The following is a 24002-nucleotide window of genomic DNA, read 5'->3' on the forward strand; positions in this document are numbered from 1 at the left end:
AGTAAAATAAAGGCTTCTAGTTGTACTAATCTTACTCGTACAACTAGAAGTCTTTGTAGGGTATTTCCAGGACAAGCTGCTGCGTAATTAGGCGCTGACTTGAGTGACCAATTCTAATTCTGGTGCAGGTTGTTCTTTCAATAACTGGATGTAAAGGTCGCTTAGTTGAGTCGCTACGCCATCCCAACTAAACATCTTCTCTACCCGAACTCTTGCCTTCTCACCTAGCTGCTTGCGCCATTCTGGATTGGCGAGAATGCGGTCAATCGCGGCTGCAAACGCTACGGCATCTTTCGGGGGTGCCAGTAAACCCGTTTCTTCGGGGACGACGGTAAACTGGAGTCCGCCGACATCACTAGCAACGACGGGCGTTCCAGAAGCCATTGCTTCAATTGCCACTAAACCGAAGGGTTCGTAATGACTGGGTACGACACAAACATCAGCCGCGGCGTAGTAAGCGGGCAGGGTGTCGTCACCCAACCGTCCGGGGAAGGAGGTGATGTCTTGCAGTCCCAGTTCGCCGACAATTTTTTCAATGCGATCGCGTTCGATACCGTCACTTTGACCGGGACGAGAACCCCCGCCGATAAATAGTTTTAGGTTGCCCTGCTGGCGCATCTGGGACTTGCCAACGGCGCGAACGAGTGTTTCAATTCCCTTGCGGCGATCAAATCGACCCACATAGAAGACCACGTTGGTATCGGCGTCGATTCCCAGTTTCTCTCTTGCTGCTTCGCGGGTGACGGAACCAAACTTGCGAATATCGGTGCCGCAGGGGATGATATCGATGTTGCCTTTTGTGGAAACGAGCGATCGCATATGTTCTTTCTCTTGCGGACTGGTGGCAACAATCCGTTCCGCTGTCTCTAAAACCTTTCTTTCTACCTCTAGCCGCGTGGTAGCAATCAAGGGAATCGTCGAAACTGACTTATATTTGACGGCTCCCAAAGAGTGGTAAGTATGAATTTGTTTGATGGGTTGAACTTTCTTCAGCTCCATTCCCACCCAAGATGAGAGCCAGTAATTTGTGTGTACTATAGAATATTCAATGCCTTCTTGCTGCTGAAACTTGAGCATCTGTTCGACAAACACTGGCAGATACTCAAACAAATTGTCTCTTGGGACAAACTCTTCAGGACCAGCTGTCAAGCGAATTGTTCGACAATTCGCGCTATGTTGAACAATCGTGGGTTGATCGCCACTAACTTTGCGGGTAAACATATCTACTTGCCACCCCTGTTGAGCAAGTGCCTCACCCACCTGACGTACATAAACGTTTTGACCGCCAGCCTCTTCTTTACCGATTTCAATTGCTGGATCTCCGTGGACGGAAATTAGAGCAATGTGCTGGTTGTTTGTGGAAAGCATATATTTATATCGATTTTTTCACTCAACGACGTTCAGGGCGAAGCAGGGGTTGACTATTCTACTTAGTTGCCTGTTTAGCCCACCGGAACTTAAGGAATCTTTACTTGTGCTAATAGGATAAGCTTCGCCGTTGATGATGAACATCAACTACGGGAGAGAATCTACTACCTGACTATATTCAACCTTCCGGGGGACGGGTGGGTATCATTGGGTATCGTGACCTCCCCCCAAAGAAATAAAATTTTAAGCCAAAGGGCATATAAATAGCCAGAGTAGCGAATGGATTCCCATTTTTCCGTCCTCCAACGGTCAGGGAAGTGAAGATTTATAGATTTAATTGTGGAACGCGAGAATATTTAAATCGCCCAAGCCTTAAGGAAAGCGGGTTGTAAGCGTTTATTAGATTTCTTTGTCAGCCATGAAAAATTTAACAATAGGTAATTATACTAAGGGAGCGGGAAAGAAGCAAACAGCCGCAACGACGAGGATGAATCATGGCTTTCTCTGCAACTGCGAAGACTTACTCGGAACGATCGGACATCAAAAAAAAGAAAATTTTTTTGACAGCAGCACCAATTGATTAATATCTGCTATTATCTATATTTGTCACCTAGGAGAGGTGGCTGAGTGGTCGAAAGCGACAGATTGCTAATCTGTTGTACGGTTGGTAACTCCGTACCGAGGGTTCGAATCCCTCCCTCTCCGTTTTAAAAGCGAAAAGAGACAAGTAGCGAAGCCCAATAGGGAAAAGCAAACGCCTCACTCTTGACGTCTCACAGCGATCGCTTCTGCTAGCTAAAATGTTGGCAGAAGTTATGGCTGTATTCTTAAACAACTGAGATCAATTAAAATATTTGATTTCAATCGTGGACTGTTGAAGAGTTAAACACCCAAATGAGCAGACCCGCTTCAGCCAAAAATATCAAACCGAGTTGGGCGATCGCCCTAGCAGTTACCACCATTACGACAAGTTTTCTAACCGTTGCTTGCGAAAACCCCTCTCAAACAACGCCAGGTAATAACACGCCAACCAGTACAACCAGTAGCCCCGCCCAGACTACAGGTTCTACCCCAGCCACCAGCGGTTCCGGACTCAAGATTGGCTCACTGCTGCCGACCACTGGCGACCTATCTTCCGTAGGGCAACCCCTGCCAGATGCTATCCGCCTGTTAATAGACACCGTCAACAAGTGTGGCGGCGTCAATAGTCAGCCAGTCACATTTATTCCTGAAGATGACCAAACCGATCCCAACGCTGGCACCGCAGGAATGACCAAATTAACGGAAGTAGATAGAGTTGCTGGCGTCGTCGGTTCCTTTGCCAGCAGCGTTTCTAGTGCCGCCGTGCCTGTTGCTGTCCGCAACAAGGTGATGTTTATCTCACCGGGTAGCACCAGCCCAGTCTTTACCGAACGAGCCAAAAAAGGAGAATTTCAAGGTTATTGGGCGCGGACGGCTCCCCCCGATACCTATCAAGCTCAGGCTTTAGCAAAACTAGCTAGTGACAGAGGATTTAAGCGCGTTTCCACCATCGTCATCAACAACGACTATGGAGTTGGTTTTGAACAAGAATTTGTACAAGCCTTTAAAAAATTAGGAGGCACTATTGTCAACAAACCAACTCGCTACGACCCCAAAGCCGCTACTTTTGAAAGCGACATACTAGAAGCGTTCAAGGACAAGCCTGATGCGGTGGCAGCAGTTGTTTATGCTGAAACCGGCAGCTTGCTCTTAAAATCTGCCTACGAACAAGGTCTAAGTAAAGGCGTCCAGGTGATGCTGACAGATGGTGCTTATTCGGAAGACTTTCCCGAACAGGTCGGCAAAACCAGCGATGATCAATTTATATTAACTGGGGCAATTGGCACGGTTCCCGGTGCTAATGGCCCAGCACTGGCTGAGTTCACCAAGATTTGGAAAGAGAAAACCGGAAGGGGATTGAGCGCCTATGTGCCTCATGCCTGGGATGCTGCCGCTTTGATGGTACTAGCAGCCGAAGACGCTAAATCAAATACTGGCGAAGGCATTAAAAGTAAGATTCGCGATGTCGCCAATGCCCCAGGAACGGAAGTCAGCGATGTTTGTCAGGCGCTAGAACTGGTGCGTAAGGGTGAGGAGATTAACTACCAGGGAGCTAGCGGTAACGTCGATATTGATGCAAACGGCGATGTGGTGGGTAGCTACGATGTCTGGGCGGTGGAACCTACGGGTAGTCTAGCCGTGACCGGCAAAGTCAGCCCTCAAGTAGCCGTAACCGAGAAAAAGTAAGAAAGTACAAAGGCAAAAGAAACAGGAGAAACCAAATTTTTCTGCTGTCTTTTGCCTTTGATTTTTACCTTCTCTAGAAACCAGGGAAGGTGTAACCCACGCCCAGAATTAGTCCCACTGGCACTTCATCGCTTTGAAATCCGATATTTAGAGCTGCATTTGCTGTAAATTGCCGTGTCAAAGGTACATCGACGCCACCTGTAACCAGGAAACCAATGTCGCTGTCATCACCCGTGGAAATCGTGACACCGCCACCCACGTAAGGGGCGAATCTGACGGGTTCAAACGGATCTGACTGTCGGATGTTAAAGTCGTAAGTCACTGGAAGCAGAAAGGTCGTATCGTCACCGAGTAGCACGGAAGGGCGTACAGACAACGTATTGGTTAGACCAATTTTGCTGATCACGGCGAAACTACCATCGCCCAAAGCACTATCACCCCCGAAACCAATATTGAAGCCAACCCCGACGTAGCTTCGACCGGCACGGGTGGCTCGACCGAGTTCGATGTCGGTTTGAGCAATCTCAGAGTCATTGGGTAAGTTTGGAGTTTCAGCAGTTGGTTGCTGTGGTGCGGCGAGAGCGGCAGCAGAAGTGGTTACGCCGGGAAATGGTTGCGTAGTAGCAGTATCATCAGCTGCTGCCAAGGAGGAAGGCTCTGAAGCCACGGGCTTTGCGCTTTCTTCAACCAGCGTTGCATCTTGGTACTCCGAGAGAATGACCGGCTGTTGGCTCAGATTATATTGTGTTGAGACCGGGGCTTGCAGTGCAGCCGGGACTTGTGGTGCAGCCGGAACAGTTGATTGGGTAATCGGTGTGACATCTGCCGACTTGACAACTGGCTTGACAACTGGCATACCCATTACTGTTGGCTCAGCGATCGCCTCAGATGCGGCAGGTTCTGAAGTCTCAATGACCGCAGGAGTCTTTTGGTCAATGACTGTGGCAGTGGACTGGGCTGTAGCTGACAAGCCACCGCTGAAAACTGTCAGTGCCGTCAGACCTAGTAAGAAAGAAACACGCTTAGAAAAGATTGTATTCACGGTCACTCCTCAAAAACTTCCTCAAAAATCTACGAAAGCCAACCTTAATTGCCTATTCTCTCGGAAATTATATTTCCCTGTCGTCAATTTAGGAAATTTTAAAAGAATTTGCTACCCACCAAGGAAGGATTATGCGCTGAAAGTGGCTAGTATTCGACGAAATTGATGTTGACAGGTGAAATGGAATAAAGAGGGTCAGAAGGTGATAAGAGAGATTTTTATTCCCGGTTCCTAGGCTTTATCTTCAAAGCAGCGATCGCAATTTCTCTGATAAAGGCTTGGGATGCGACCAATCGCTCATTTTGATTTTGATGACGAAGAAACCCTTTTTTACAATAAAAAGGGTTTCTTCGTGATTGATGAAGCTCGCCTCTGTAACCACAGATTGTACTAAGTAAGGCTGTCCATTGCCGCGACAACTTGCTGGGAAACAAAGGGGAGAATCGCTTTGTTTTTACTATTTGCTTTGCCTTCGGTGAACACAATCAACAGATAAGGTTGCCGCGATGGTAGCTCGATATAAGCGGCGTCGTGGCGAACTTGGCTTGTCCAACCGGCTTTAGACCACAATTGGGCATTTGGAGGCAGTCCGCCACCTAAGAAACCCCGAACCTGATTTTCCTCATCGAGGGCTTCATCGTCTTCTGGATGGAGGCTGCGTTTCATCAGTCCCATCATTGCTTGCGATCGCCCGGAGGAAACTGCAACGCCTCCGACAATGCTATGTATGAGCCTCGCCGTGGCATTGGTCGTCACCATATTGCGGTTTTCCCGCATCTCCCCTAAAAATGCCCGCTCTCGCCCATAGGGACCGTCACCCCAAGGTTTTTGATTGACATTGATGGTTTCCATCTCTGTCCAACCGAGGGATTGAAAGTAGCGATTCACGATATTGCGCTGCAACTGCCAGGTTTCAAACGGCCCTGCTGGCAACTCCGGGCCGCTAGTGGTGCCAGTTAACACATCCACCACTAAACTGGTGGCGTCGTTGCTCGAATCAATAATCATGTCGCGGATGGCTCTCTCTAACTCCGAGGAAGTTTGGATCATTCCTTGTTCCAACCACTCCTGTACGGCAACGAGATAAAACAGTTTTACGATGCTGGCAGGAAAGATGCGTTCGACGCCGCGATAGCTAAAGCCCCGGACTGGATATTTCCAAAATTCCTCTGAGCTAAGGGCACCGCCAGTATTGACGGGCACTGGGGGATCGTAGACTACCCAGGTTAAGGCAATTTGGTTGCGGGCTAATCCCGGAAATTCTGCCCAAGTTGCTTCTAAAATGCGATCGCCTAATTTTTCTAGTTGTGCGTCTTTGTGAAAAAATGTCATTTTTATTAGTTGTTATCAGTTGTCAGTTATCAATTGTCAATTGTTCAATAGTTTGTACCACTGACCAACAACCACTGACCCATGACCCATGACTCATTCCGCGAGTACCAATGTCGAGTCAATCTAAACCTCTATGATTCCCCCAGTTGTACTCGTTTGGCAACTCAGGCAGCAATCGGGCGTCACTTGCGGATTTTGTCGCCAAATACAGATGTATCGTCTATCCAAGTTTGTCTGCGTGAAGATGACTATTCCGGCTGGGTGGCAATTCACGACCTCAAAGAGATTGAGGAGGCACAAACGCCCTACGAAGCTCATACTATCTCCCCGGCAGAAATTCAAAATCGCATACCCCAAGTCATTGCCTTTATGCAAGCGGCGATGCAACAGCCGAATTATTATCTCTGGGGCGGAACATTAGAGCCAAATTATGACTGTTCCGGGCTGATGCAAGCCGCTTTTGCTGCCTCTGGGATTTGGTTGCCGAGAGATTCCTATCAGCAGGAAGCATTTACACAATCAATTGCGATTCAAGAGCTACAATCAGGTGATTTAATCTTTTTTGGCATCGGAGATAGAACAACCCATGTGGGTTTATACCTGGGAGAAGGACGTTATATCCATAGTTCCGGTCAAGAACAGGGTCGCAACGGAATTGGAATTGATGTCCTTTCGGAACAGGGAGATTCGATTAGTCAGTCGTATTTTCGGCAACTGCGCTCTTGCGGGCGAGTGGTTGCCAGTTATCAACCACAACGACAATAAGACACCAAAAGGTGGGAGGCAATCGTGTTAATTCCTGAAAGACTGGTAACGCAAAGCGAAATGTCTGCTGACGAGATCCCCGATATTTCTGTAGTAGTGCCGGTTTATAACGAGGTGGAAAGTTTACCCCACCTAATTGAAGCGATCGCAACCACTTTAATTGAGACGAATCTGAACTATGAAATTATTTGCGTGGATGATGGTTCCAAAGATGGTTCAGCGGAATTGCTGAAATCTCTAGTGCAAACCCACAAAAACTTAAAAGCAGTGCTTCTGCGTCGAAACTACGGTCAAACTCCAGCAATGTCTGCGGGGTTTAACTATGCGCGAGGCAAGGTGATTATCACAATGGATGGCGATTTGCAGAATGACCCGGCGGATATTCCCCGGCTCCTGGCAAAGTTAGAAGAAGGCTATGACTTGGTAAGTGGCTGGCGTGAGAAACGACAGGACGCCGCCCTGACTCGTCTGCTTCCGTCTAAAATCGCTAACTGGTTAATTGGGCGAGTCACGGGTGTAGAGTTGCATGATTACGGTTGTTCCCTAAAAGCCTACCGCTCAGAATTGGTGGCGGATATGAATCTTTATGGGGAATTGCACCGATTTTTGCCAGCTTTGGCGTTCATTGAGGGGGCAAGAATTACTGAGCTGCCAGTGGGGCACCATGCCCGCCGCTATGGAAGCAGTAAGTATGGGCTGGGGCGGACATTCCGAGTCGTGATGGACTTGTTAACCGTCTACTTTATGAAAAAGTTCCTCACCCGCCCCATGCACGTCTTTGGGCTGTTTGGCATTATTGCAATGGCATTGGGGACGCTGCTCGGTCTGTATTTAACGATTTTAAAAGTGGGTTTCGGTCAGAGCATTGGCGATCGCCCGTTATTGATTTTGGCGGTCGTACTGCTAGTGACGGGTGTGCAATTGTTCTCTTTTGGACTGCTTGCAGAATTGTTAATGAGAACTTATCACGAGTCTCAGGGCAGACCAATCTATCGGGTGAGGGAAGTTGTTGGGGGGAATGTTAACAATAGTAAACAAAGGGAAGGCTAAAAGTGTAAGAAGGAATTAAGCTTTGAAAGTTTTTTGGACGCTAGAGCCGCCCAGTCGCCGCAATCTGTTGGTTTTATTTACGGCTGGGCTATTATTTTGGTCTAGTATGGCTTCCTTGCTCCCGACGCTGCCGCTCTATATCGAGGATGTGGGCGGTACGACGCAGCAGATTGGGATTGTCATGGGGTCATTTGCCCTCGGATTGGTTCTGTGTCGTTCGTGGCTGGGGCGTTTGGCAGATCGACGCGGTCGCAAGGTGGTCTTGCTGATTGGCATGACCGTGGCAGCGATCGCGCCTTTGGGCTATCTAGTTGTTAAATCAATTCCCCTATTAATGCTGCTGCGAGCGTTCCACGGGATTAGCATTGCGGCTTTTACGACGGGTTACAGCGCCTTGGTGGTTGATTTGTCCCCAGTGTCTAAGCGGGGTGAGTTAATTGGCTACATGAGCTTGGTAACGCCAGTTGGGATGGCGATAGGGCCAGCAGTTGGGGGTTATATCCAAGCTGGGGTTGGTTACACGCCGTTGTTTCTGCTCTCTTGCGCGCTAGGAGCGATCGGTTTAGTTTGTGCCAATCAAGTCAAAGAACCCCGAATCGTCCACGAGACAACCGATTCCTCTGCCGGTTCATCCGAAACTCAACAATTTTGGCGACTTCTGGCAAGTCCTCGTCTAAGGATTCCAGCTTTAGTGTTGTTGCTGGTTGGTGTAGCGTTTGGAGCTTTGAGTACCTTCGTCCCTTTATTTATTAAAGATGCTGAAGTTGACCTAAATCCGGGGTTATTTTACACAGCAGCTGCGATCGCGTCTTTCATTTCCCGCATCATCATTGGTCGCGCTTCTGACCGTTACGGACGCGGAATTTTTATCACTGGCAGTATATTCAGCTATGCATTGGCAATGCTGATGCTGTCTCATGCTTACACTGCCCGTAGCTTTTTAGTAGGCGGTTTTTTGGAAGGCGCAGGAGCGGGAACATTACTGCCGATGATGATTGCCTTGATTTCCGACCGCTCCTCTCCCCAAGAACGAGGCAGAGTTTTTGCTTTGTGCATCACGGGGTTTGATGTCGGGATAGCGATCGCGGGTCCTGTTTTGGGTTCCATTGCCGAACCCATTGGCTACCGAGCAATGTTTACTATTACAACAGTTATTTCATTCCTGGCGCTGATTATCTTCGCTACCCTATCGAGCAAAAATTTATCCCATTCCCTCCGCTTCGCCTTTGGCAGAGAAAAGGATGTTTATGCCTTGAATAAGGTTGGGCTACAAAGTGAGGCATAATTCAAAGAAAAAAGGCAAAAGAAAGAATCTTTTGCCTTTTTCTTTTTTACTTAGTAACGGGCTAGGAGGGATTCGAACCCCCGACACCGTGGTCCGTAGCCACGTGCTCTAGTCCACTGAGCTACAAGCCCTTGCCAGAAATTTATAATAGCATAGCCTAACCGTATGATGCAAAATTTTTCTCAAAATCAACCGCTCACTCATTTGGATGCCCACGGTGAGGCTCAGATGGTGGATGTTTCCGGCAAAGAACAAACTCGACGCCATGCTGTTGCTGCGGCACAAGTGCGGATGTTGCTAGAGACATTTGAGGCGATTCAGGCGGGGAACGCACCGAAAGGAGATGTACTGGGAACTGCGAGATTGGCTGGGATTATGGCAGCAAAGCAGACTTCCCAGCTAATTCCCCTGTGTCATCCCTTGCCAATTCATAAAGTAGAAGTTCAGATTGTGCCTGACGCCCAGCTACCGGGATATCAGATTCAAGCGGAAGTCGTCACCAAGGCGGAAACTGGCGTGGAAATGGAAGCGCTAACAGCCGTTTCTGTCGCGGCACTCACCCTCTACGACATGGCGAAAGCCCTGGAAAAGGGGATGGTGATTGAATCGATTCGCTTGGTGAGTAAGACGGGTGGCAAGTCGGGAGATTACCTTCGCCAGGGACAGGGCAGTTAGCGGCTTAGAATGAATTTAGTTGTTAGCGCTAACAACTCATAACTCATAACTTATAATTCATCACTTCCATGCCTCCTCGTTGGCCTCGCAAACCAGACCGCAATGACCCCGCCTATCGTCGCCTCGACGATAGAATGAATTTTGCCATCCATGTGGCGATTTTTGGTGCCTGTAATTCTGGCTTGTGGTTTTTCCACAACTTGCAGAATGCTACATGGCCTTGGGCAACTTGGGTAACAGGCGGATGGGCGTTAGTCTTAGCGACCCACGCTCTGTATATCTTTGCACTCGCAGATTATTCTGACCCAGTAGCAGAATCTGGAAATACCAGTGCTGGTTTAGGATTCCAGCCCAAAACCAAAGAAAAATCCAAAAAAACTACCTAAAGATAGATCCCTGTTTCCTGCTTTTCGTGGATTCAAACTCGGACGGGGATCAATTGCAATGAAAGCATTAGATTCCCTATCCACATAACCAAAGTAAATCCTATGGCTAGAACCAACACTTCCGAAGCAATTGAATCCCTCGCCGCCGAAATCGGCGAAAACGTTTACATCGATGTGGCTAAATGGCACCTCTATTTGCGAGATGCCAAGTTGCATACGGTTGTGGCAGAAAAGTTGTATCCCCTACTGGCTGATAAGTCTCTAGATGAAAATCAGGTGTCGAAAGTCCTGCAAAGTATTCCCGTCAAGTTAGGCGGCGGGAAGCGGGAAGTTCCCCTAGTAGATTTGTTGCCTACGCAGTGCCAGGTAAACCTGATGGATCTTTTGGAAGAATTCCAGCGCAACCTATAAACAAGTTGTCGCTTTTCCCTTCCCCTTCTCTGGCAGAGAAGGGGTTTGGGGGTTACACCTGCTCGCTCCTAAAAGGATTAGCAAGCGCGAGTTGCATGACTAAAAATGTTTAGTTTGATACGCAGAAGTTTTGATTAACTTGCGACGATAAGCGTATTGACCGTAAACACTAACCAGATAAGGCATTAGGTAGGTCAGCAATCCAGAAATCCAGCGATCGCGCGTCATTTCGCTTCGGAAAAAGGCAACCCCATGATTGATCAAAAACAAGAGAGTCCCGACAAATACAGCCGTTTTTAATCCAGTCGGGATAAACTCTGTGTCAAATAAGCTGACAAGATATGCTTTAAGTGACTTCATTATGATCAAGGGTTGCGATCGCTAAGCTAGATGAGCCAAGCTTCAATACTCATCTCGGCTTACTGTTAGATATCACACCTTCCTGTTCAAGTTTGGTATTGTTTCATACACCTAATTGAGATGATTCAAGTGCGATCGCTACCTCCCAAAGCGTTGGCGAATCCGCGACACAAAAATATCGACTTCTGGCAAATTCAGCCGCGTCGCCAACAAAGCATAAACGCCTAAGCCGACTAACCCAGCGACACTAAGTTGTAACAACTGCACCAGCAACCCATTCGCGTTCCAGACTTGTTGAAAACCTGTAGTGACACCCCAACTCGCTAAACCAGCTACAAAGCTAGCACCTGTCAAACTCAAAATTGGCAAACTCCACTCTTGCCAAGGCAAGCCGTTAAGCTTGCGATCCAACATCCAAACGAGTGCCACGACTGAAATGGTATTCACCGTCACCGTGGCTAAAATCAAACCCGGTGCGCCGAAACGTTGAACAAGAATAAAATCTAGCAGGGCATTCAAGAAGATATTCACGATACTGATGCGGAAAGGCGTCTCGCCATCGCCCAAGGCATAAAATACCCGCACCAGTACATCGCGCCCCAAGTAGACAAACATCCCAATCCCATAAGCCATCAGCAATGAAGCCACCAACTCAGATGCTCCAGACTTAAAGGCTCCGCGTTGATAAATCACTTGGACGATGGGGGTTGCTAGTGTCATCATCAGGGCACTCAAAGGCAACATGGTAATGGCAGTCAGGAGTAATCCTTGACGAATTCGTTGCTTGAGTTCGGGCCAATTTTCAGGGGCAGCGAGTCGCGAAAAAACCGGCAGCAGGGGGACTAAAATTACATTCGAGATAATTCCTAGGGGCGTTTGAACTAATAGCCCCGCATAGGTCATGGCAGCCGCTGCTGCGGGGATATACGAGGCGAAAAATAAATCGGTGTAGAGGTTGATTTGCAGCATCCCGGAGGAAAGCGTCGCGGGTCCCATCACCTTCAAGACATCCTTAACCCCCGGCTGATGCCAGTCGAACCGCAGGCGTAATGTGCCCAAGCCAGCCCGCCACTGGGCAGTAAGTTGGGCTAGCCACTGCAACACGGCACCGGCAAGGGTTCCCCCCGCCAACACCAGTCCTCCCACTTCGGCATATTGGGGTAGGTTGATTTGGTTGCCGACTTGTAGCGCCAAAATTGCCAGTCCACCAATTACGGTAATGCTGGAGAATAAGGGACTAACTGAGGGTAGCCAGTACATATCCGCCGCATTTAAGGTGCCAAAACCAATCCCAATCAGCCCAGCCATCAGCGCCATCGGAGCCATGATCTGTAACTGCTGGATGGCGATCGCTCTCACTTGCATTCCTTGCGGCGTCTCGCTTAAACCGGGTGCCACCAGGTTAATAAACACACCCGCAAACACGATTAAGACAATCGTGACGAGTAGGAGTATCCCGCCTACCATCGTTGTAATCGTCTCTACTAGGGGCGCAGCTTCCGATTTGTCGCGCTGCTTGGCTAAAACGCTGACAATCGCACTGTGAAAAGGGCCATTGATGCCGCCCAATAAGATCAGCAAAAAGCCAGGAATCACATAAGCGTAATTGTAGGCATCGGCAACGACACCTACGCCAAAAGCGGCAGCGATCGCTTGTTGGCGCACCAACCCAAAAATTTTACTAATCAGCGTAGCAACTGCCACAATTCCGGCAATGCTCGCGAGTGTCCGAGCGGTTTTCTGCTTTTCAGTCACGAACGGTTAACAATCCCTCAATTGGCTCATCTTATTTAAACGCAAAGGTTAACCCCAAGGTACGCCAAGTTAAAATCTCCTTTGCGCTCCTTTACGATTTCCCTGGCTTACCTCTGCGTTAAAAATACTATGGATTGGCTCTACCGCTACCCGACTCTCTCATCCGGAATTTTGCTCAAACGCTACAAGCGTTTCTTTGCCGATATTGAACTAGCGTCCGGAGAGGTTATTACCGCCCATTGTCCAAATACCGGCCCGATGACTGGGGTTTCAACGCCCGGTAGTCCCGTGCAGGTGTCGTATAGCGACAATCCCAAGCGGAAATTGCCGTATACGTGGGAAATGATTCAAGTTTACGATACCGAACCTACTTGGGTGGGAGTAAATACCGCTTTGCCAAATCGGGTAATTAAGTTAGCACTAGAAAAGTTCCTGTTCCCAACATTGGGCAATTACAGCCAAGTTCGCTTTGAGGTGCCCTATGGAGTAGAAAAAAATAGCCGGGTAGATTTTTTACTGACTGGGAATGACTCCGATTTACCCATTTATTTAGAAGTCAAAAGCACGACTTGGGCGCAAGGGAAACTGGTGCTATTTCCCGATACAGTCACGACAAGAGGACAAAAGCATCTGCGGGAATTGACCGCGTTAATTCCTCAGATGCGGGCGGTAATGCTTTATTTTGTGAATCGCGGCGACTGTACTCATTTTTCTCCTGGAGACAGTACCGATCCCCTGTATGGGAAGTTGTTGCGCGATGCGATCGCCCAAGGAGTGGAAGTATTACCTTGCCGCTTTGAAGTTACCCCAGAAGGGATTCGCTACTTGGGCTTAGCAGATTTTCTGCCTTCAATGCCCACGCAGACATCTTGCTTATCTTTGCCAGAATAGCGATGCCTAAAGAGTGGAACCTCACCCCTAACCTCTCTCCGTGAACGGAGAGGGGAATATGGTTGCCCGTTCACGGGCAACGGCAGGGATAGGGTTAAAAAACGGAAAGGTAGCCCAAATGCAGAGCGATAGGTATCTTGAAAAATAGCTAACCTCGATTGAGTAAAGGCAAATTGGAGCTAAAAAACGTCATCATTGCACACAAGGCGGGAGATCCCCTCAGCCGCAGCTGGGCAGAAAAATGCGCCAAACAACTGGAAAAACGCAATTGCCACGTACTCATGGGGCCGAGTGGGGCGAAGGATAACCCCTACCCAGTGTTTTTGGCTTCTGCAATGCATCCAATCGATTTGGCGATAGTATTGGGCGGCGATGGTACGGCTTTGGCGGCAGTACGGCATCTCGCACCCGAAGGAATACCGATTTTGGCGGTGAATGTAGGGGGACACCTGGGATTTTTAACCCAGCCGTTTGAGGAATTTGAAGATACTGAGCGAGTTTGGGACAGGTTAAGCGAGGATCGCTATGCCCTTGAACGGCGGATGATGTTACAGGCGGCGTTATTTGAGGGGAACCGCACGAATTTAGAACCCGTGAGCGATCGCTACCTGGCACTCAATGAAATGTGCATCAAACCTGCCTCCGCCGACCGCATGATTACCTCGATATTAGAAATGGAAATTGATGGAGAGGTGGTCGATCAATATCAGGGAGATGGACTGATTGTTTCTACTCCCACTGGCTCTACTTGCTACACGATCTCTGCCAATGGCCCGATTGTCCACTCTGGCATGGAAGCGATTACCGTTACGCCCATCTGCCCGCTAAGTCTGGCGAGTCGCCCAATTGTCATCCCTTCTGGTTCTGTCGTCAGCGTTTGGCCTTTGGCTGACTACGAGTTAAACACTAAACTATGGATGGATGGCGTCTTGGCAACTGCCATTTGGCCCGGACAGCGTGTAGACATTCGCATGGCAAATTGCCTCGCAAAGTTCATTATTTTGCGGGAAAACTATTCCTATTACCAGACACTCCGTGAAAAGTTGCAATGGGCAGGAGCGAGAATCCGGTACAGTAACAATCACCGCAATTAAGGATGTTGTAGAGTTGAAACTTTTGCCATCTGGCATTGCGTTTTAAAATTATAGCGATCGCAATCAGTAGGGTAGGCAGAAAAGCATTTCAATTTATTCACCACCAAACCGGCGCGATCGCTATGTATTTTAAACCTACAGCAGCTTATTTCTTTTTCTCACGCTTTGACTTTTCTGGTTTATCTGACTCTGCACCCGATTTGGGAGTCAGCTTTTCCTTTTCCTGCTTCAATTGATTTTGCGATCGCTGTTTGGCTTCTATGGCTTGCTGGTAATCTGACTTGTATCGGATCGCTTTGTCATAAGAGGCGAGCGCTTCTTCATACCGCTTCACGTTAAATAATGCATTTCCCCGACTGAACCAGCTTTCGTAGTGATCTGGCTTGATAGCAACGGCTCGATTATAAGACGCGATCGCTTCTTGATATTGTTTCAAGTTATAAAGTAAATTGCCTCGATTGTACCAAATGAGGTAATCGCCCCGATTAAATTTTAAGGCTTGGTTATAGGAAGCGATCGCTTCTTCGTATCGTTGTAATTGATGCAGCGACCAACCAAGCCCATACCAGCCTTTAGAGTAATTTGGCTGAATTTTAGTAACTTGGGTATACGAGTCAATTGCATCTTTATATTGCTGCAAATTCACTAACGCATTCCCCCGGCTATACCAAGCTTTGTAGTGATTCGGTTGAAATCTTACCGCCTTGTCATAAGATTCAATCGCGTCTTGATAACGTTGCAAGCTCATTAGCGAGTTACCTCGATTGTACCAAGCTTGGGAGTAGTCGGATTTGGATTCTACAGCTTTGTCATAAGACGCGATCGCTTCCTCATATTTTTGCAAATTATGCAACGTCCAGCCCCTACTGTACCAAGCTTGATAGTAGTCTGGCTTAAATTGCACCGCCTTATCAAAAGATTCAATTGCTTCTTGATATTGCTGTAAATTCGTCATTGCTTCGCCGCGACCATTCCAAACTTCTGGCGAATTGGGATTAATAGTTAAAGCTTTCTCGAAAGAATCAATTGCCTCTTTGTATTGCTCCAATTTATCCAGCACATAGCCGCGACCCGCCCAAGCTTCAAAGGATTCTGGGCTAATCTGAATGGCTTTGTCGTAAGCTTCAATCGCCTCTTTATATTTATTCAGATTGAATAGAATTTGACCGCGACCATTCCACGCTTCTAGGTATTCCGGTCTGATTTTAAGAGCTTTGTCATAAGCATTCAGCGCTTCCTCATTGCGATTTAATTCTGAAAAGGTTTTGCCTCGGTTATACAAGTCAGTTGCATTAGAAGAGTTAATAATATTAACCGTAAAAATAGTTGCGCCCGTTCCCAATCCTAGGACAATCGTTGAGATTAAAATTTTCCAAGGAAGGGAACGCGATTTTTTGCTTTTTTTCTGACTTGTCGGACGAACGGGTGATTTTACAGAGGGTGCAACCATCATTGTGACACCTGTCGGTATCTTCAAAGCTTTGAGAGCTTGCAACGCTTCAGCAGCAGATTGGTAACGCTGCCGAAAATCATAACGCACCATTTTATCTAAAACATTTGCGAGAGCGGTGCTGACTGATGAATGGTTACGCCAAATGATTTCACCCGTATTGGAATCTTCTGGTAATTCGTTAGGAAATAAGCCGGTGAGAGCTTGAATTCCTATCATGCCTACCGCATAGATATCACTGCTTAACTTGGGGTTTCCGTTCGCTTGTTCGCTTGGTAAGTAGCCTGGAGTACCAATGGCAACCGTAAAGCTAGTTTTTGCTCCCTTAATTATTTGAGTGCTAATTCGCTTAACTGCACCAAAATCAATTAAAACTAACTTATTATCTTCCTTACGTCTGATTAAATTTCGAGGGTTGATATCGCGGTGGATAACATTCTGTTGATGGACAAATTCTAATATTTCCAGAATCTCTTGTAACAGAGAAATTACTTCATCTTCAGATAGCGGCGGGGTGGTTCCACTGCTACCGCCTGTGGGGAGTTCCTGGCTAAGGTCGCTACCTTCAATGAATTCTTGAACTAGATAAAACTCTTGATTTTCCTCGAAGTAAGCAAAAAGTCGCGGAATCCGATCGTGATTCCCTAACTGGTGCAGAACTTTTGCTTCCGTCTCGAAGAGGCGTCTTGCGGTTTGCAAAGTCTGGGGATCGGTTGCTTGAGGCTTGAGTAGCTTAACAACGCATCGAGGGGTGCCAGGAAGATACATATCTTGGGCAAGATAAGTTTGACCAAACCCTCCTCCTCCCAAGGAGTTAATGATTTGGTAGTGTCCTCCCAGTGTTTGTCCGATAACTAAGTTCATGTAGTTTCGTGGCAGTTAGCGTTAGGAAAGCGTCTTTGCAGAAAAATCGCGCAATCGTTGAAATCGATTTTGGCACAGAAAAACTTGCCTAACTCCACCTACATAGGTGAAAACAATCCATCAGGTGATTTGATGCGATCGCTTCGCTGGAAACACCGCAGCTTCCAGTCAACCCCCCCAAAGTGCGATCTCTCTCAGCTCAAACGTCTTTCTTAGGGTAGGCGATTGACTCTACCCATAGCAAGGGGATTGCTGGTGAGCTGAAACATACTTTTGTCAATATGCAACCAGGCTCTTTTGATAAAACTTAACCATAGGCATCTACCCTAATGATAAGAAAGTTTGTCTTTGCTACTCTTCTAGCCTTTTCAGCGCCCGTCGCTATCTCCACCTCAGGTCTTGCCCAATCTAACGCCCCAGGCACACCGACCACACCAGGCGTCACCACACCGACCACACCAGGCGTCACCACACCGACCACACCAGGCGTCACCACACCGACTACACCAGGCGTAACTACGCCAACTACACCAGGTGTAACCACACCGACTACACCAGGCGTAACTACGCCAACTACACCAGGTGTAACCACACCGACTACACCAGGCGTCACCACACCAACCACACCAGGCGTCACCACACCGACACCGCCGACCGCACCAGGCGTAACCACGCCGACTATACCAGGTGTAGCCACACCAACCACACCAGGCGTCACCACACCAACCACACCAGGCGTAGCAACACCAACCACACCAGGCATAACACCGCCTGCTCTACCAGGGGTTCCGCCCGTGATACCCGTAATACCGCCGGTCACACCAGGCGTAACACCGGCAATCCCGTCGATTACACCAGTCACACCACCCACGCCACCATTACAGTGAGCGAACGGTAAATCGGTGTCTGGAGATTAGTTTGTCAATGTTTATCTGAAAAGTAGGGGCTTTCCGACCCGAAAGCCTCTATACACTGTCAAAACATTTTTGACACAGCAATAGACTTGATTTTTTTGACCCACAACAGGGGCGCAAGTTGAGAAATGCGCTCCTTTACTGTAGGCTTCTAAACGGTGTAGCGACGCTCAGCATGAGCGTATAGGCACAACAAAAGTGTAAATAGCTCTGTGGTTGAGAAACTGAGTTTCTGGTATCCGGGCGCGATTTTACATTGATTTGCGCTTAGCTGTACAGTACGTGTCACTGGCTTCCGGAAATAGATGTGAGTTGCTGAAAAAATTATCTAGATGTGTTTTTAAAATTCACTAGATAAAAAGCTGGCAATTTACTCCATGATCGGGAAATTACTAAAAGGGCGTTACCAAATTGTCCAACTCCTGGTATCTGGAGTTTTTGGACAGACCTATATTGCCGAAGACATTCACCAAGTAGGCAACCCAAAATACGTTGTCAAGCACTTTAGTCTTGCAAGTTCAGACCCCAACAGTTTGGAAATTGCAAGGCGTCGGTTCCTCAACGAAACAGAAATCTTGACAAAACTTGGCAACCATAGCCAAATTCCTCAGTTATTAGACTCCTTTGAAGAAAACCAGGAATTCTATTTAGTACAAGAATTTATTCAGGGACATCAGCTAAGTGCGGAACTGCCCATAAGCCAAGGCTGCGTCAAACGCTGGACGGAAACCCAAGTTGTTGAAATGCTGCAAGAAGCCCTGCGTATTCTGGCATTTGTTCACAGTCACGGCATTATTCATGGCGACCTGAAACCGAACAATTTAGTCAGACGCGCCGAGGATGGCAAGTTATTTCTAGTAGATTTTTGTGTAGCGCAGCCACAGCATTCAGCTCCCGATCTAGCACAGAGTAATACGACTTTGGCTGTTGGTAGCTTAGGTTACATTCCCTCAGAGCAACTCATCGGACATCCGCGCCGCAATAGCGACATCTATGCTTTGGGAGTAATTGCCATCCAAGCTTTAGCTGGCGTGGAACCGGCACAATTAAAAGAAGATCCTGAGACGGGTGAGCTGATCTGGCAGCACCTTTTTATCAGCAGTCGGTCAATGAGTGTCTTGAGCGATCGCTTAGTTTCTGTCCTGAACAAGATGGTACGCTACCACTTCAAAAGCCGCTACCAGTCAGCTTCGGAGGTACTGCAAGCTCTCCAGTCGTTAGACGGAAGCCAGAAGCCAGCAGTAGAGACAACCAACCAGCCACCCGTACAGAAGGCAGTTTTTAATCGTCAAAAAAAAGAAACTCACAAAGCCACAATTAAAGAATTTCCAACTCAAAAATCAAGGAAAGGCGAGAGAAATACTCGCTCTTACAAACCTCAACATTCTCCAATACTGACTGGGCTTGGAATCGGGATTGCAGCGAATAGTTTAGTAATAACAGGCGGACTTTATTCTCTGCTGAATGCTTTTCCGTCAGAGTCTTCATCAAACATTTTAGTTACAGCGAAGGACAAATATCAGACAGGAGATTTCCAAGGCGCGATCGCGCTAGCACAATCTATTCCCTCAGAAAGTTCTATCTATCCAGAAGCTCAAGCCACCGCACGCGAGTGGAGCCAAGAGTGGCATACTGCTGCTGCTCAATTTCAATCCGCCGAACAAGCATTTAAAGAAAGCCGGTGGTTAGATGTGCTAGAAGCAGCTCGTAAGATTCCTAAAATTTCCTACTGGCAAGAAAAAATAGCGCCACTTGTTCAGAAAACTCAACCCAAAGTTGAAGCGGAATCTCAACAATTATTAAAAAAAGCCTACGAGCGAGCGGCAGAAAAAGACTTTACCAGCGCCCTAAACTATCTCAAACTCATTCCCCAACAAACGCCTGCTGGGGCAAAAGTTCAGACAAAGATTGCTGAATATACCCAAAAGCAACATATCAAAGCTGATTATCTGTTACAACAAGCCTACGAACGAGCATTCAGAACAGACTTTGCGGGTGCGTTAAATTATCTGCAACAGATTCCCCAAGACACCCCTACCTACGCCAGAGCTTTAGCCAAGAGTGCAGAATATACCGAAAAGCAGCACCTCCAAGCTGAAGCCGAAAAAAAGGCGGAAGCTCAAAAAGCAGCAGCTCAATCTGCTTCCCAGATTTCAGCAGAACGCCAAGATGTTAGAAGTCGGAAAGTCGGTGCAACGTATCGAGATATGAACCCTGGTAGCCGCCTCCAAGAAGTTACGCTAAGACTCATTCCCTAGCTCCCTCCAGAGTCTATTGCAACAGGTTCTGTTTTAAGGCTACGTTAAGGGAAGGTTTTCCACTGATGGGCTGCAATGAGTCAAAAGAACGAAGGGATAAAAATTCTTAGCGATAACCGGCAAGCCCGTTTCCTCTATGAAATTTTGGAAACCTATGAGGCGGGAATAGAGTTAACTGGCACCGAGGTTAAATCGATTCGTCTGGGTCAGGCCAATCTACGAGATGGCTATGCCCTGATTCGCAATGGTGAGATATGGCTGCTGAACGTCCACATTTCGCCCTACAAGGGCATCGGCGCATTTTTCAACCACGACCCTCGTCGCACTCGCAAATTGCTGCTGCACCGCCAGGAAATCCGCAAGCTGATTGGCAAGGTGGAACAGCAAGGTTTAACGTTAATCCCTCTGAAAATGTATTTGAAGGGGGGTTGGATTAAAATTAGTTTGGGTCTTGGCAAAGGTAAAAAGCTGCACGACAAGCGCGAAGACGTCAAGCGGCGCGATGATAAGCGCGATATGGAACGGGCGATGAAAAATTACTAATGAAATCGGGAAATTGGGAATTGACGTGAGTTTGGAATCAGAAACAGACAAAGACAGCTAGGTTGAAAGTGCTGGATTCGCATCTGCTTATCTGATACTCATACTCAGGAAAGATACTCAGGCAAGAAAAGTTCTGCGGCGTTAATAGCCCCCCGCTCAATTGGGGACAAAAGACAAATTGAAAGTGAAGCGTCAACAAGCCGGAATTGGGATGAAGTTCTACTCCGATCGCCAGAAGCGTCGCTCAAAGTTAATTTTGGCTGTGTGTCTCATCTCGTCGATAACGAATTCCATTCACTTCTAAAGTTGGATTAGCGGAGCTGTAGTTTTCCAGCTCTCGAACATCGTCATCAATATAGAAAATGGCTTGAATGGGACCATAGCGCTCTCGAATCGCCAACTCAATGCGCTCGGCAATCAGAGAAGCAATTCCCATAAACTCTGGATGCAGAATTAGATGCATCTGCACCAACACCAAACGCCCGACAATTCCTCGCGACTCAATCTGGTAACAGTGGGTGACGCCCCCAACCTGACGGGCAATTTGCGCCAAAACTTCGGGAGCGATCGCAGTCTGCTGCACCATTAGCGGTAACTGCCAATTCACCACGTACCAACAACTTCTCACGGCTAGAAGAACCAAGAAAACTGCCAGCATTACGTCGAGCCAGAAAATTCCCCACATCACGCCTACCAAGCCTGCTACTACCAAGAGGGTTAGCCCCACATCCTTAAACAACTGAATGGAATTAAACCGCACAGCAGGGCTATTTAAAACTCTGGCTTGGTACACGCCGATGAGGGCGAGGACTAGGGTTGTGGAGACAACCACTCCCAGCAATTGAATTAGGGGTAGACTCACGGAGGTGGGATACGGGAGATCGACAACCCTGGTCGCAGCGACTAGCTGCTGGGCGGACATTCCCAGTAAATTTAAGCAAGCAAAGCCCAAAAAAGCCACGAGCAGAAGCGTTGCCACGCTTTCCAGTTTGCTATGACCATGCACTTCGCGCCCTGCTAGACGGTCGGGTGCGGCAGTGACGAGCAAACTCAACAGGATACTGAAGCTGGTAATCAGGGTGTGCAGCGACTCCGCTAGCAGACTGAGCGATCGCGTTGTCCAACCTGCTGAAACTTTAACGGATAAAACGAACAAGGTGAGCCAAAGCGTCGCAAATAAAACCCGACGACTGGCGCGATAGCGATTCTTTGCCTCGGTCATAGCCTTTTAAGGAGTTATTAGTTTTTGGTTGTTAGTGTTTAGAAGTTTGGTTACTCTAGCAACGAACAACGAACAACGAACAACTCATGTCAAACCCTTCTTTTTCTAACCAGGTAGTTGAGGTCAACTCTCCCGGTTTAGATGCCAAGGCGATTCGATTATTAGTTTTAGACATTGATGGCACGATTGCCGGTGTATCCAACACTATCAGAGAACCTGTACTTCGGGCAATTCGTGCCGTTCAAGCAAAGGGTATTCACGTTGCGATCGCGACAGGTCGGATGTATCGTTCTGCTTTGCGCTTCCATCAACATGTTGGCTCCACATTGCCTGTGATGGCTTATCAAGGTGCTTGGATTCAAGACCCCATCAGCCAGAAAGTTCTGCGTCACTCGCCTGTTTCTGAGCCAATGGTATTGCAACTGTTGGAACACTTTGAGGAACCGGAATTGCGATCGCTACTTTCCGTCCACTTCTACATCAACGACCAGTTGTATGTCAGAGAACTGACATCGGCAACCAAAGCTTACTCAGAACGCTCCGGCATCCAGCCTATCGTTGTTGGCGACCTGCGGAATACCCTCTCGATCGCTGAACCGACGAAAGTTTTGGCGCTCTGTGACGATACAACCGTGATTGAAAATTTGCTCGGAACGTTACGAAAGCGTTACACCCCAGCCGAACTTTACCTGACCACCTCTGTTGCGACTTTCTTTGAAGCAACCCACCCTAGCGTCAATAAAGGAACGGCAGTGCGTTACTTAGCCGAAGAGATATTAGGGCTAGACGCCGCTAATGTCATGGCGATTGGCGATAACTTTAATGATTTGGAGATGCTTGAATACGCTGGGATTGGTGTTGCGATGGGGGATGCACCCGCAGAGGTGCAAGCGATCGCGCAGTGGGTGGCTCCTAGTGTAGAGAAAGATGGTGCCGCCGCTGCCATTGAAATGTTTCTACTTTAAAACCCTTTAGATCAGAAAGAGGACCGACGACTGGCCGTGTTTCGTCTCGGTCCCCTCACTGGTTCGCTCCTCACACAAGAGCAATACTATTGCATATCATTCCATTTGTCTAGTGCTTTTTACAAAATTTTCTAACTAGGGGTAGGCGGTGGTACGACTAAAGTTCGATGGGTGCCAAGATGCCCAGCCTGTCTTGCAAGAGGAATTTCAAAATTGCACGAGTTACTCCCACTAACCCCAATCTTGCCTGCGCCAGATGAGGCATCTGAGTCTTGACTTCGCCAAAAATGCGACATTCACGCTCAAAGGTTTCAAAAGCCTGAGTCGCATCAAACGCCCGTTTTCCCCACTTCAGTTGATTCATGCCCCCCAGTTCATCTAGTAACCCAAACAACTGGGCGATCAAGTGGCGTTCTGCTGGATGAACCAACTGGAGTTGCCCGTCCGCAGTCAGCCAAGGAATTGGCTCTGGGTAGACTAGCATCAGCGCAGGCGAGTCATTGAGCTGGATTATCTTCTCCCGGTGCCCTAAGCGCAGCAAAGAGCAGCAACGGGCATGGATGTACTGTACTTTTAAAAGACTTGATAGGGGTTGGGGGTAAGTCATCGGTACCCGGTAATCGGGAATTGGTAATAGGTAATTGGGAACTCCCTGGCTTTGACTCACCCCTACTACCAAAAGCTGCAACCAACGGGCTATTTCCGTATCGGTGAGTTGGAAATCAATGAAACCGGGAGGAATCGCTTGAATTGTCAAATTTTGTAAACCCACCTTTCCCTGAGCGTCATCGACGCTAGTACAGAGATAGGCAGCTAGCTCAGTTGCAATTTTTAATGCTGGCAGGTGCCAGAGAGCCGCAAGTTTGAGGGCGACACTCGACCTGTATCGGATGCCTTTACCCTCCTGAAATCGCTGGAGAGGGATTTCGGCACCGCTCATCAACTCAGCCAACGGCGTATTTTCCTCTGGCGGATGTGAAGCGATCGCGTCCTTGTCGAGAAGGTATCTTTCTCTGTACAAACCGATAGCTGCTTGTAGCTGAATAAGCATCTGTTGCTTCAGCGATGGGTAATGAACAGCCGGTAAATTCACCTTCACACTCA

The 24002-nt window shown here is 47.9% G+C and carries 21 protein-coding genes and 2 tRNA genes; 13 read left to right on the plus strand and 10 right to left on the minus strand.

Annotated elements, in window-relative coordinates; genetic code table 11:
• Positions 1–87 precede the first annotated feature (87 nt).
• Positions 88–1368, minus strand: coding sequence for a glycosyltransferase family 1 protein (locus H6F52_RS07420; protein ID WP_190434593.1), 1281 nt, complete (start codon positions 1366–1368; stop codon positions 88–90).
• A 613-nt stretch (positions 1369–1981) separates the two neighbouring features.
• Here H6F52_RS07420 and H6F52_RS07425 point away from each other — a divergent pair.
• Both H6F52_RS07425 and H6F52_RS07430 read left to right on the plus strand, forming a co-directional pair.
• Positions 1982–2073, plus strand: a tRNA-Ser gene (locus H6F52_RS07425).
• A gap of 189 nt (positions 2074–2262) precedes the next feature.
• Positions 2263–3636 (plus strand): ABC transporter substrate-binding protein, encoded by a 1374-nt coding sequence (locus H6F52_RS07430; RefSeq protein ID WP_190533259.1) that lies wholly within the window; start codon positions 2263–2265, stop codon positions 3634–3636.
• A gap of 73 nt (positions 3637–3709) precedes the next feature.
• Here the strand turns inward: H6F52_RS07430 and H6F52_RS07435 are convergent, their stop codons facing one another.
• Positions 3710–4678, minus strand: a complete 969-nt coding sequence (locus tag H6F52_RS07435) for a hypothetical protein (protein WP_190533262.1) — start codon at positions 4676–4678, stop codon at positions 3710–3712.
• A gap of 390 nt (positions 4679–5068) precedes the next feature.
• Positions 5069–6010: a serine hydrolase gene (locus H6F52_RS07440; protein ID WP_190533265.1), complete on the minus strand. Its 942-nt coding sequence runs from the start codon at positions 6008–6010 to the stop codon at positions 5069–5071.
• An 81-nt stretch (positions 6011–6091) separates the two neighbouring features.
• Between H6F52_RS07440 and H6F52_RS07445 the strand changes: the two genes are divergently transcribed.
• Genes H6F52_RS07445 through H6F52_RS07455 form a run of 3 tightly spaced genes read left to right on the plus strand, consistent with a single transcriptional unit; the run spans position 6092 to position 9110 of the window.
• A complete protein-coding gene (locus tag H6F52_RS07445; RefSeq protein ID WP_190533268.1) occupies positions 6092–6775 on the plus strand; it encodes a C40 family peptidase in 684 nt (227 codons plus the stop codon).
• Positions 6776–6835: 60 nt separating this feature from the next.
• Positions 6836–7825: a glycosyltransferase family 2 protein gene (locus H6F52_RS07450; RefSeq protein WP_190426314.1), complete on the plus strand. Its 990-nt coding sequence runs from the start codon at positions 6836–6838 to the stop codon at positions 7823–7825.
• A 22-nt stretch (positions 7826–7847) separates the two neighbouring features.
• Complete coding sequence (locus H6F52_RS07455) at positions 7848–9110, plus strand: MFS transporter (protein WP_190533271.1); 1263 nt, start codon at positions 7848–7850, stop codon at positions 9108–9110.
• Between the two features lie 57 nt (positions 9111–9167).
• On the opposite strand, the gene H6F52_RS07460 is transcribed toward H6F52_RS07455, so the two are convergent.
• A tRNA-Arg gene (locus H6F52_RS07460) sits at positions 9168–9241 on the minus strand.
• Positions 9242–9275: 34 nt separating this feature from the next.
• Here H6F52_RS07460 and moaC point away from each other — a divergent pair.
• From moaC to H6F52_RS07475, 3 genes are all read left to right on the plus strand, one after another.
• Entirely contained in the window at positions 9276–9785 is a 510-nt protein-coding gene (gene moaC, locus H6F52_RS07465; RefSeq protein WP_190434609.1) for a cyclic pyranopterin monophosphate synthase MoaC, read from the plus strand.
• Between the two features lie 68 nt (positions 9786–9853).
• On the plus strand, positions 9854–10171 hold the full coding sequence (locus tag H6F52_RS07470) for a 2TM domain-containing protein (RefSeq protein WP_190533274.1): 318 nt from the start codon (positions 9854–9856) through the stop codon (positions 10169–10171).
• Positions 10172–10273: 102 nt separating this feature from the next.
• Positions 10274–10582 carry a DUF3181 family protein gene (locus H6F52_RS07475; protein WP_190533277.1) on the plus strand — a complete coding sequence of 103 codons (309 nt, stop codon included), beginning with the start codon at positions 10274–10276 and terminating at the stop codon, positions 10580–10582.
• Positions 10583–10681: 99 nt separating this feature from the next.
• Here H6F52_RS07475 and nrtS read toward each other — a convergent pair whose 3' ends face one another.
• Entirely contained in the window at positions 10682–10942 is a 261-nt protein-coding gene (nrtS, locus tag H6F52_RS07480; protein WP_190533279.1) for a nitrate/nitrite transporter NrtS, read from the minus strand.
• Between the two features lie 138 nt (positions 10943–11080).
• On the minus strand, positions 11081–12697 hold the full coding sequence (gene murJ, locus H6F52_RS07485; RefSeq protein ID WP_190533282.1) for a murein biosynthesis integral membrane protein MurJ: 1617 nt from the start codon (positions 12695–12697) through the stop codon (positions 11081–11083).
• 129 nt (positions 12698–12826) lie between these two features.
• On the opposite strand from murJ, the gene sfsA reads away from it, so the two are divergent.
• A complete protein-coding gene (sfsA, locus tag H6F52_RS07490) occupies positions 12827–13588 on the plus strand; it encodes a DNA/RNA nuclease SfsA (protein ID WP_190533285.1) in 762 nt (253 codons plus the stop codon).
• Between the two features lie 173 nt (positions 13589–13761).
• Positions 13762–14682 (plus strand): NAD(+) kinase, encoded by a 921-nt coding sequence (locus H6F52_RS07495; RefSeq protein ID WP_190434638.1) that lies wholly within the window; start codon positions 13762–13764, stop codon positions 14680–14682.
• 145 nt (positions 14683–14827) lie between these two features.
• Here the strand turns inward: H6F52_RS07495 and H6F52_RS07500 are convergent, their stop codons facing one another.
• Together H6F52_RS07500 and H6F52_RS07505 are read right to left on the minus strand one after the other, a co-directional pair.
• On the minus strand, positions 14828–16996 hold the full coding sequence (locus H6F52_RS07500; RefSeq protein WP_190533288.1) for a serine/threonine-protein kinase: 2169 nt from the start codon (positions 16994–16996) through the stop codon (positions 14828–14830).
• A gap of 307 nt (positions 16997–17303) precedes the next feature.
• Positions 17304–17858, minus strand: coding sequence for a hypothetical protein (locus tag H6F52_RS07505; RefSeq protein WP_190533291.1), 555 nt, complete (start codon positions 17856–17858; stop codon positions 17304–17306).
• Positions 17859–18287: 429 nt separating this feature from the next.
• Here H6F52_RS07505 and H6F52_RS07510 point away from each other — a divergent pair, with 429 nt between their 5' ends.
• Complete coding sequence (locus H6F52_RS07510; RefSeq protein ID WP_190533294.1) at positions 18288–20168, plus strand: serine/threonine-protein kinase; 1881 nt, start codon at positions 18288–18290, stop codon at positions 20166–20168.
• Positions 20169–20243: 75 nt separating this feature from the next.
• Positions 20244–20711: an SsrA-binding protein SmpB gene (smpB, locus tag H6F52_RS07515; RefSeq protein ID WP_190413167.1), complete on the plus strand. Its 468-nt coding sequence runs from the start codon at positions 20244–20246 to the stop codon at positions 20709–20711.
• Positions 20712–20961: 250 nt separating this feature from the next.
• On the opposite strand, the gene H6F52_RS07520 is transcribed toward smpB, so the two are convergent.
• Positions 20962–21933, minus strand: a complete 972-nt coding sequence (locus H6F52_RS07520) for a cation transporter (protein WP_190413165.1) — start codon at positions 21931–21933, stop codon at positions 20962–20964.
• 86 nt (positions 21934–22019) lie between these two features.
• On the opposite strand from H6F52_RS07520, the gene H6F52_RS07525 reads away from it, so the two are divergent.
• Positions 22020–22898: a Cof-type HAD-IIB family hydrolase gene (locus tag H6F52_RS07525; RefSeq protein ID WP_190533298.1), complete on the plus strand. Its 879-nt coding sequence runs from the start codon at positions 22020–22022 to the stop codon at positions 22896–22898.
• 157 nt (positions 22899–23055) lie between these two features.
• Here H6F52_RS07525 and H6F52_RS07530 read toward each other — a convergent pair whose 3' ends face one another.
• Positions 23056–23997: a hypothetical protein gene (locus H6F52_RS07530; RefSeq protein WP_206754027.1), complete on the minus strand. Its 942-nt coding sequence runs from the start codon at positions 23995–23997 to the stop codon at positions 23056–23058.
• Positions 23998–24002 lie beyond the last annotated feature (5 nt).

Source organism: Coleofasciculus sp. FACHB-542 (genome assembly GCF_014695825.1).
Lineage (GTDB): Bacteria > Cyanobacteriota > Cyanobacteriia > Cyanobacteriales > FACHB-T130 > FACHB-T130.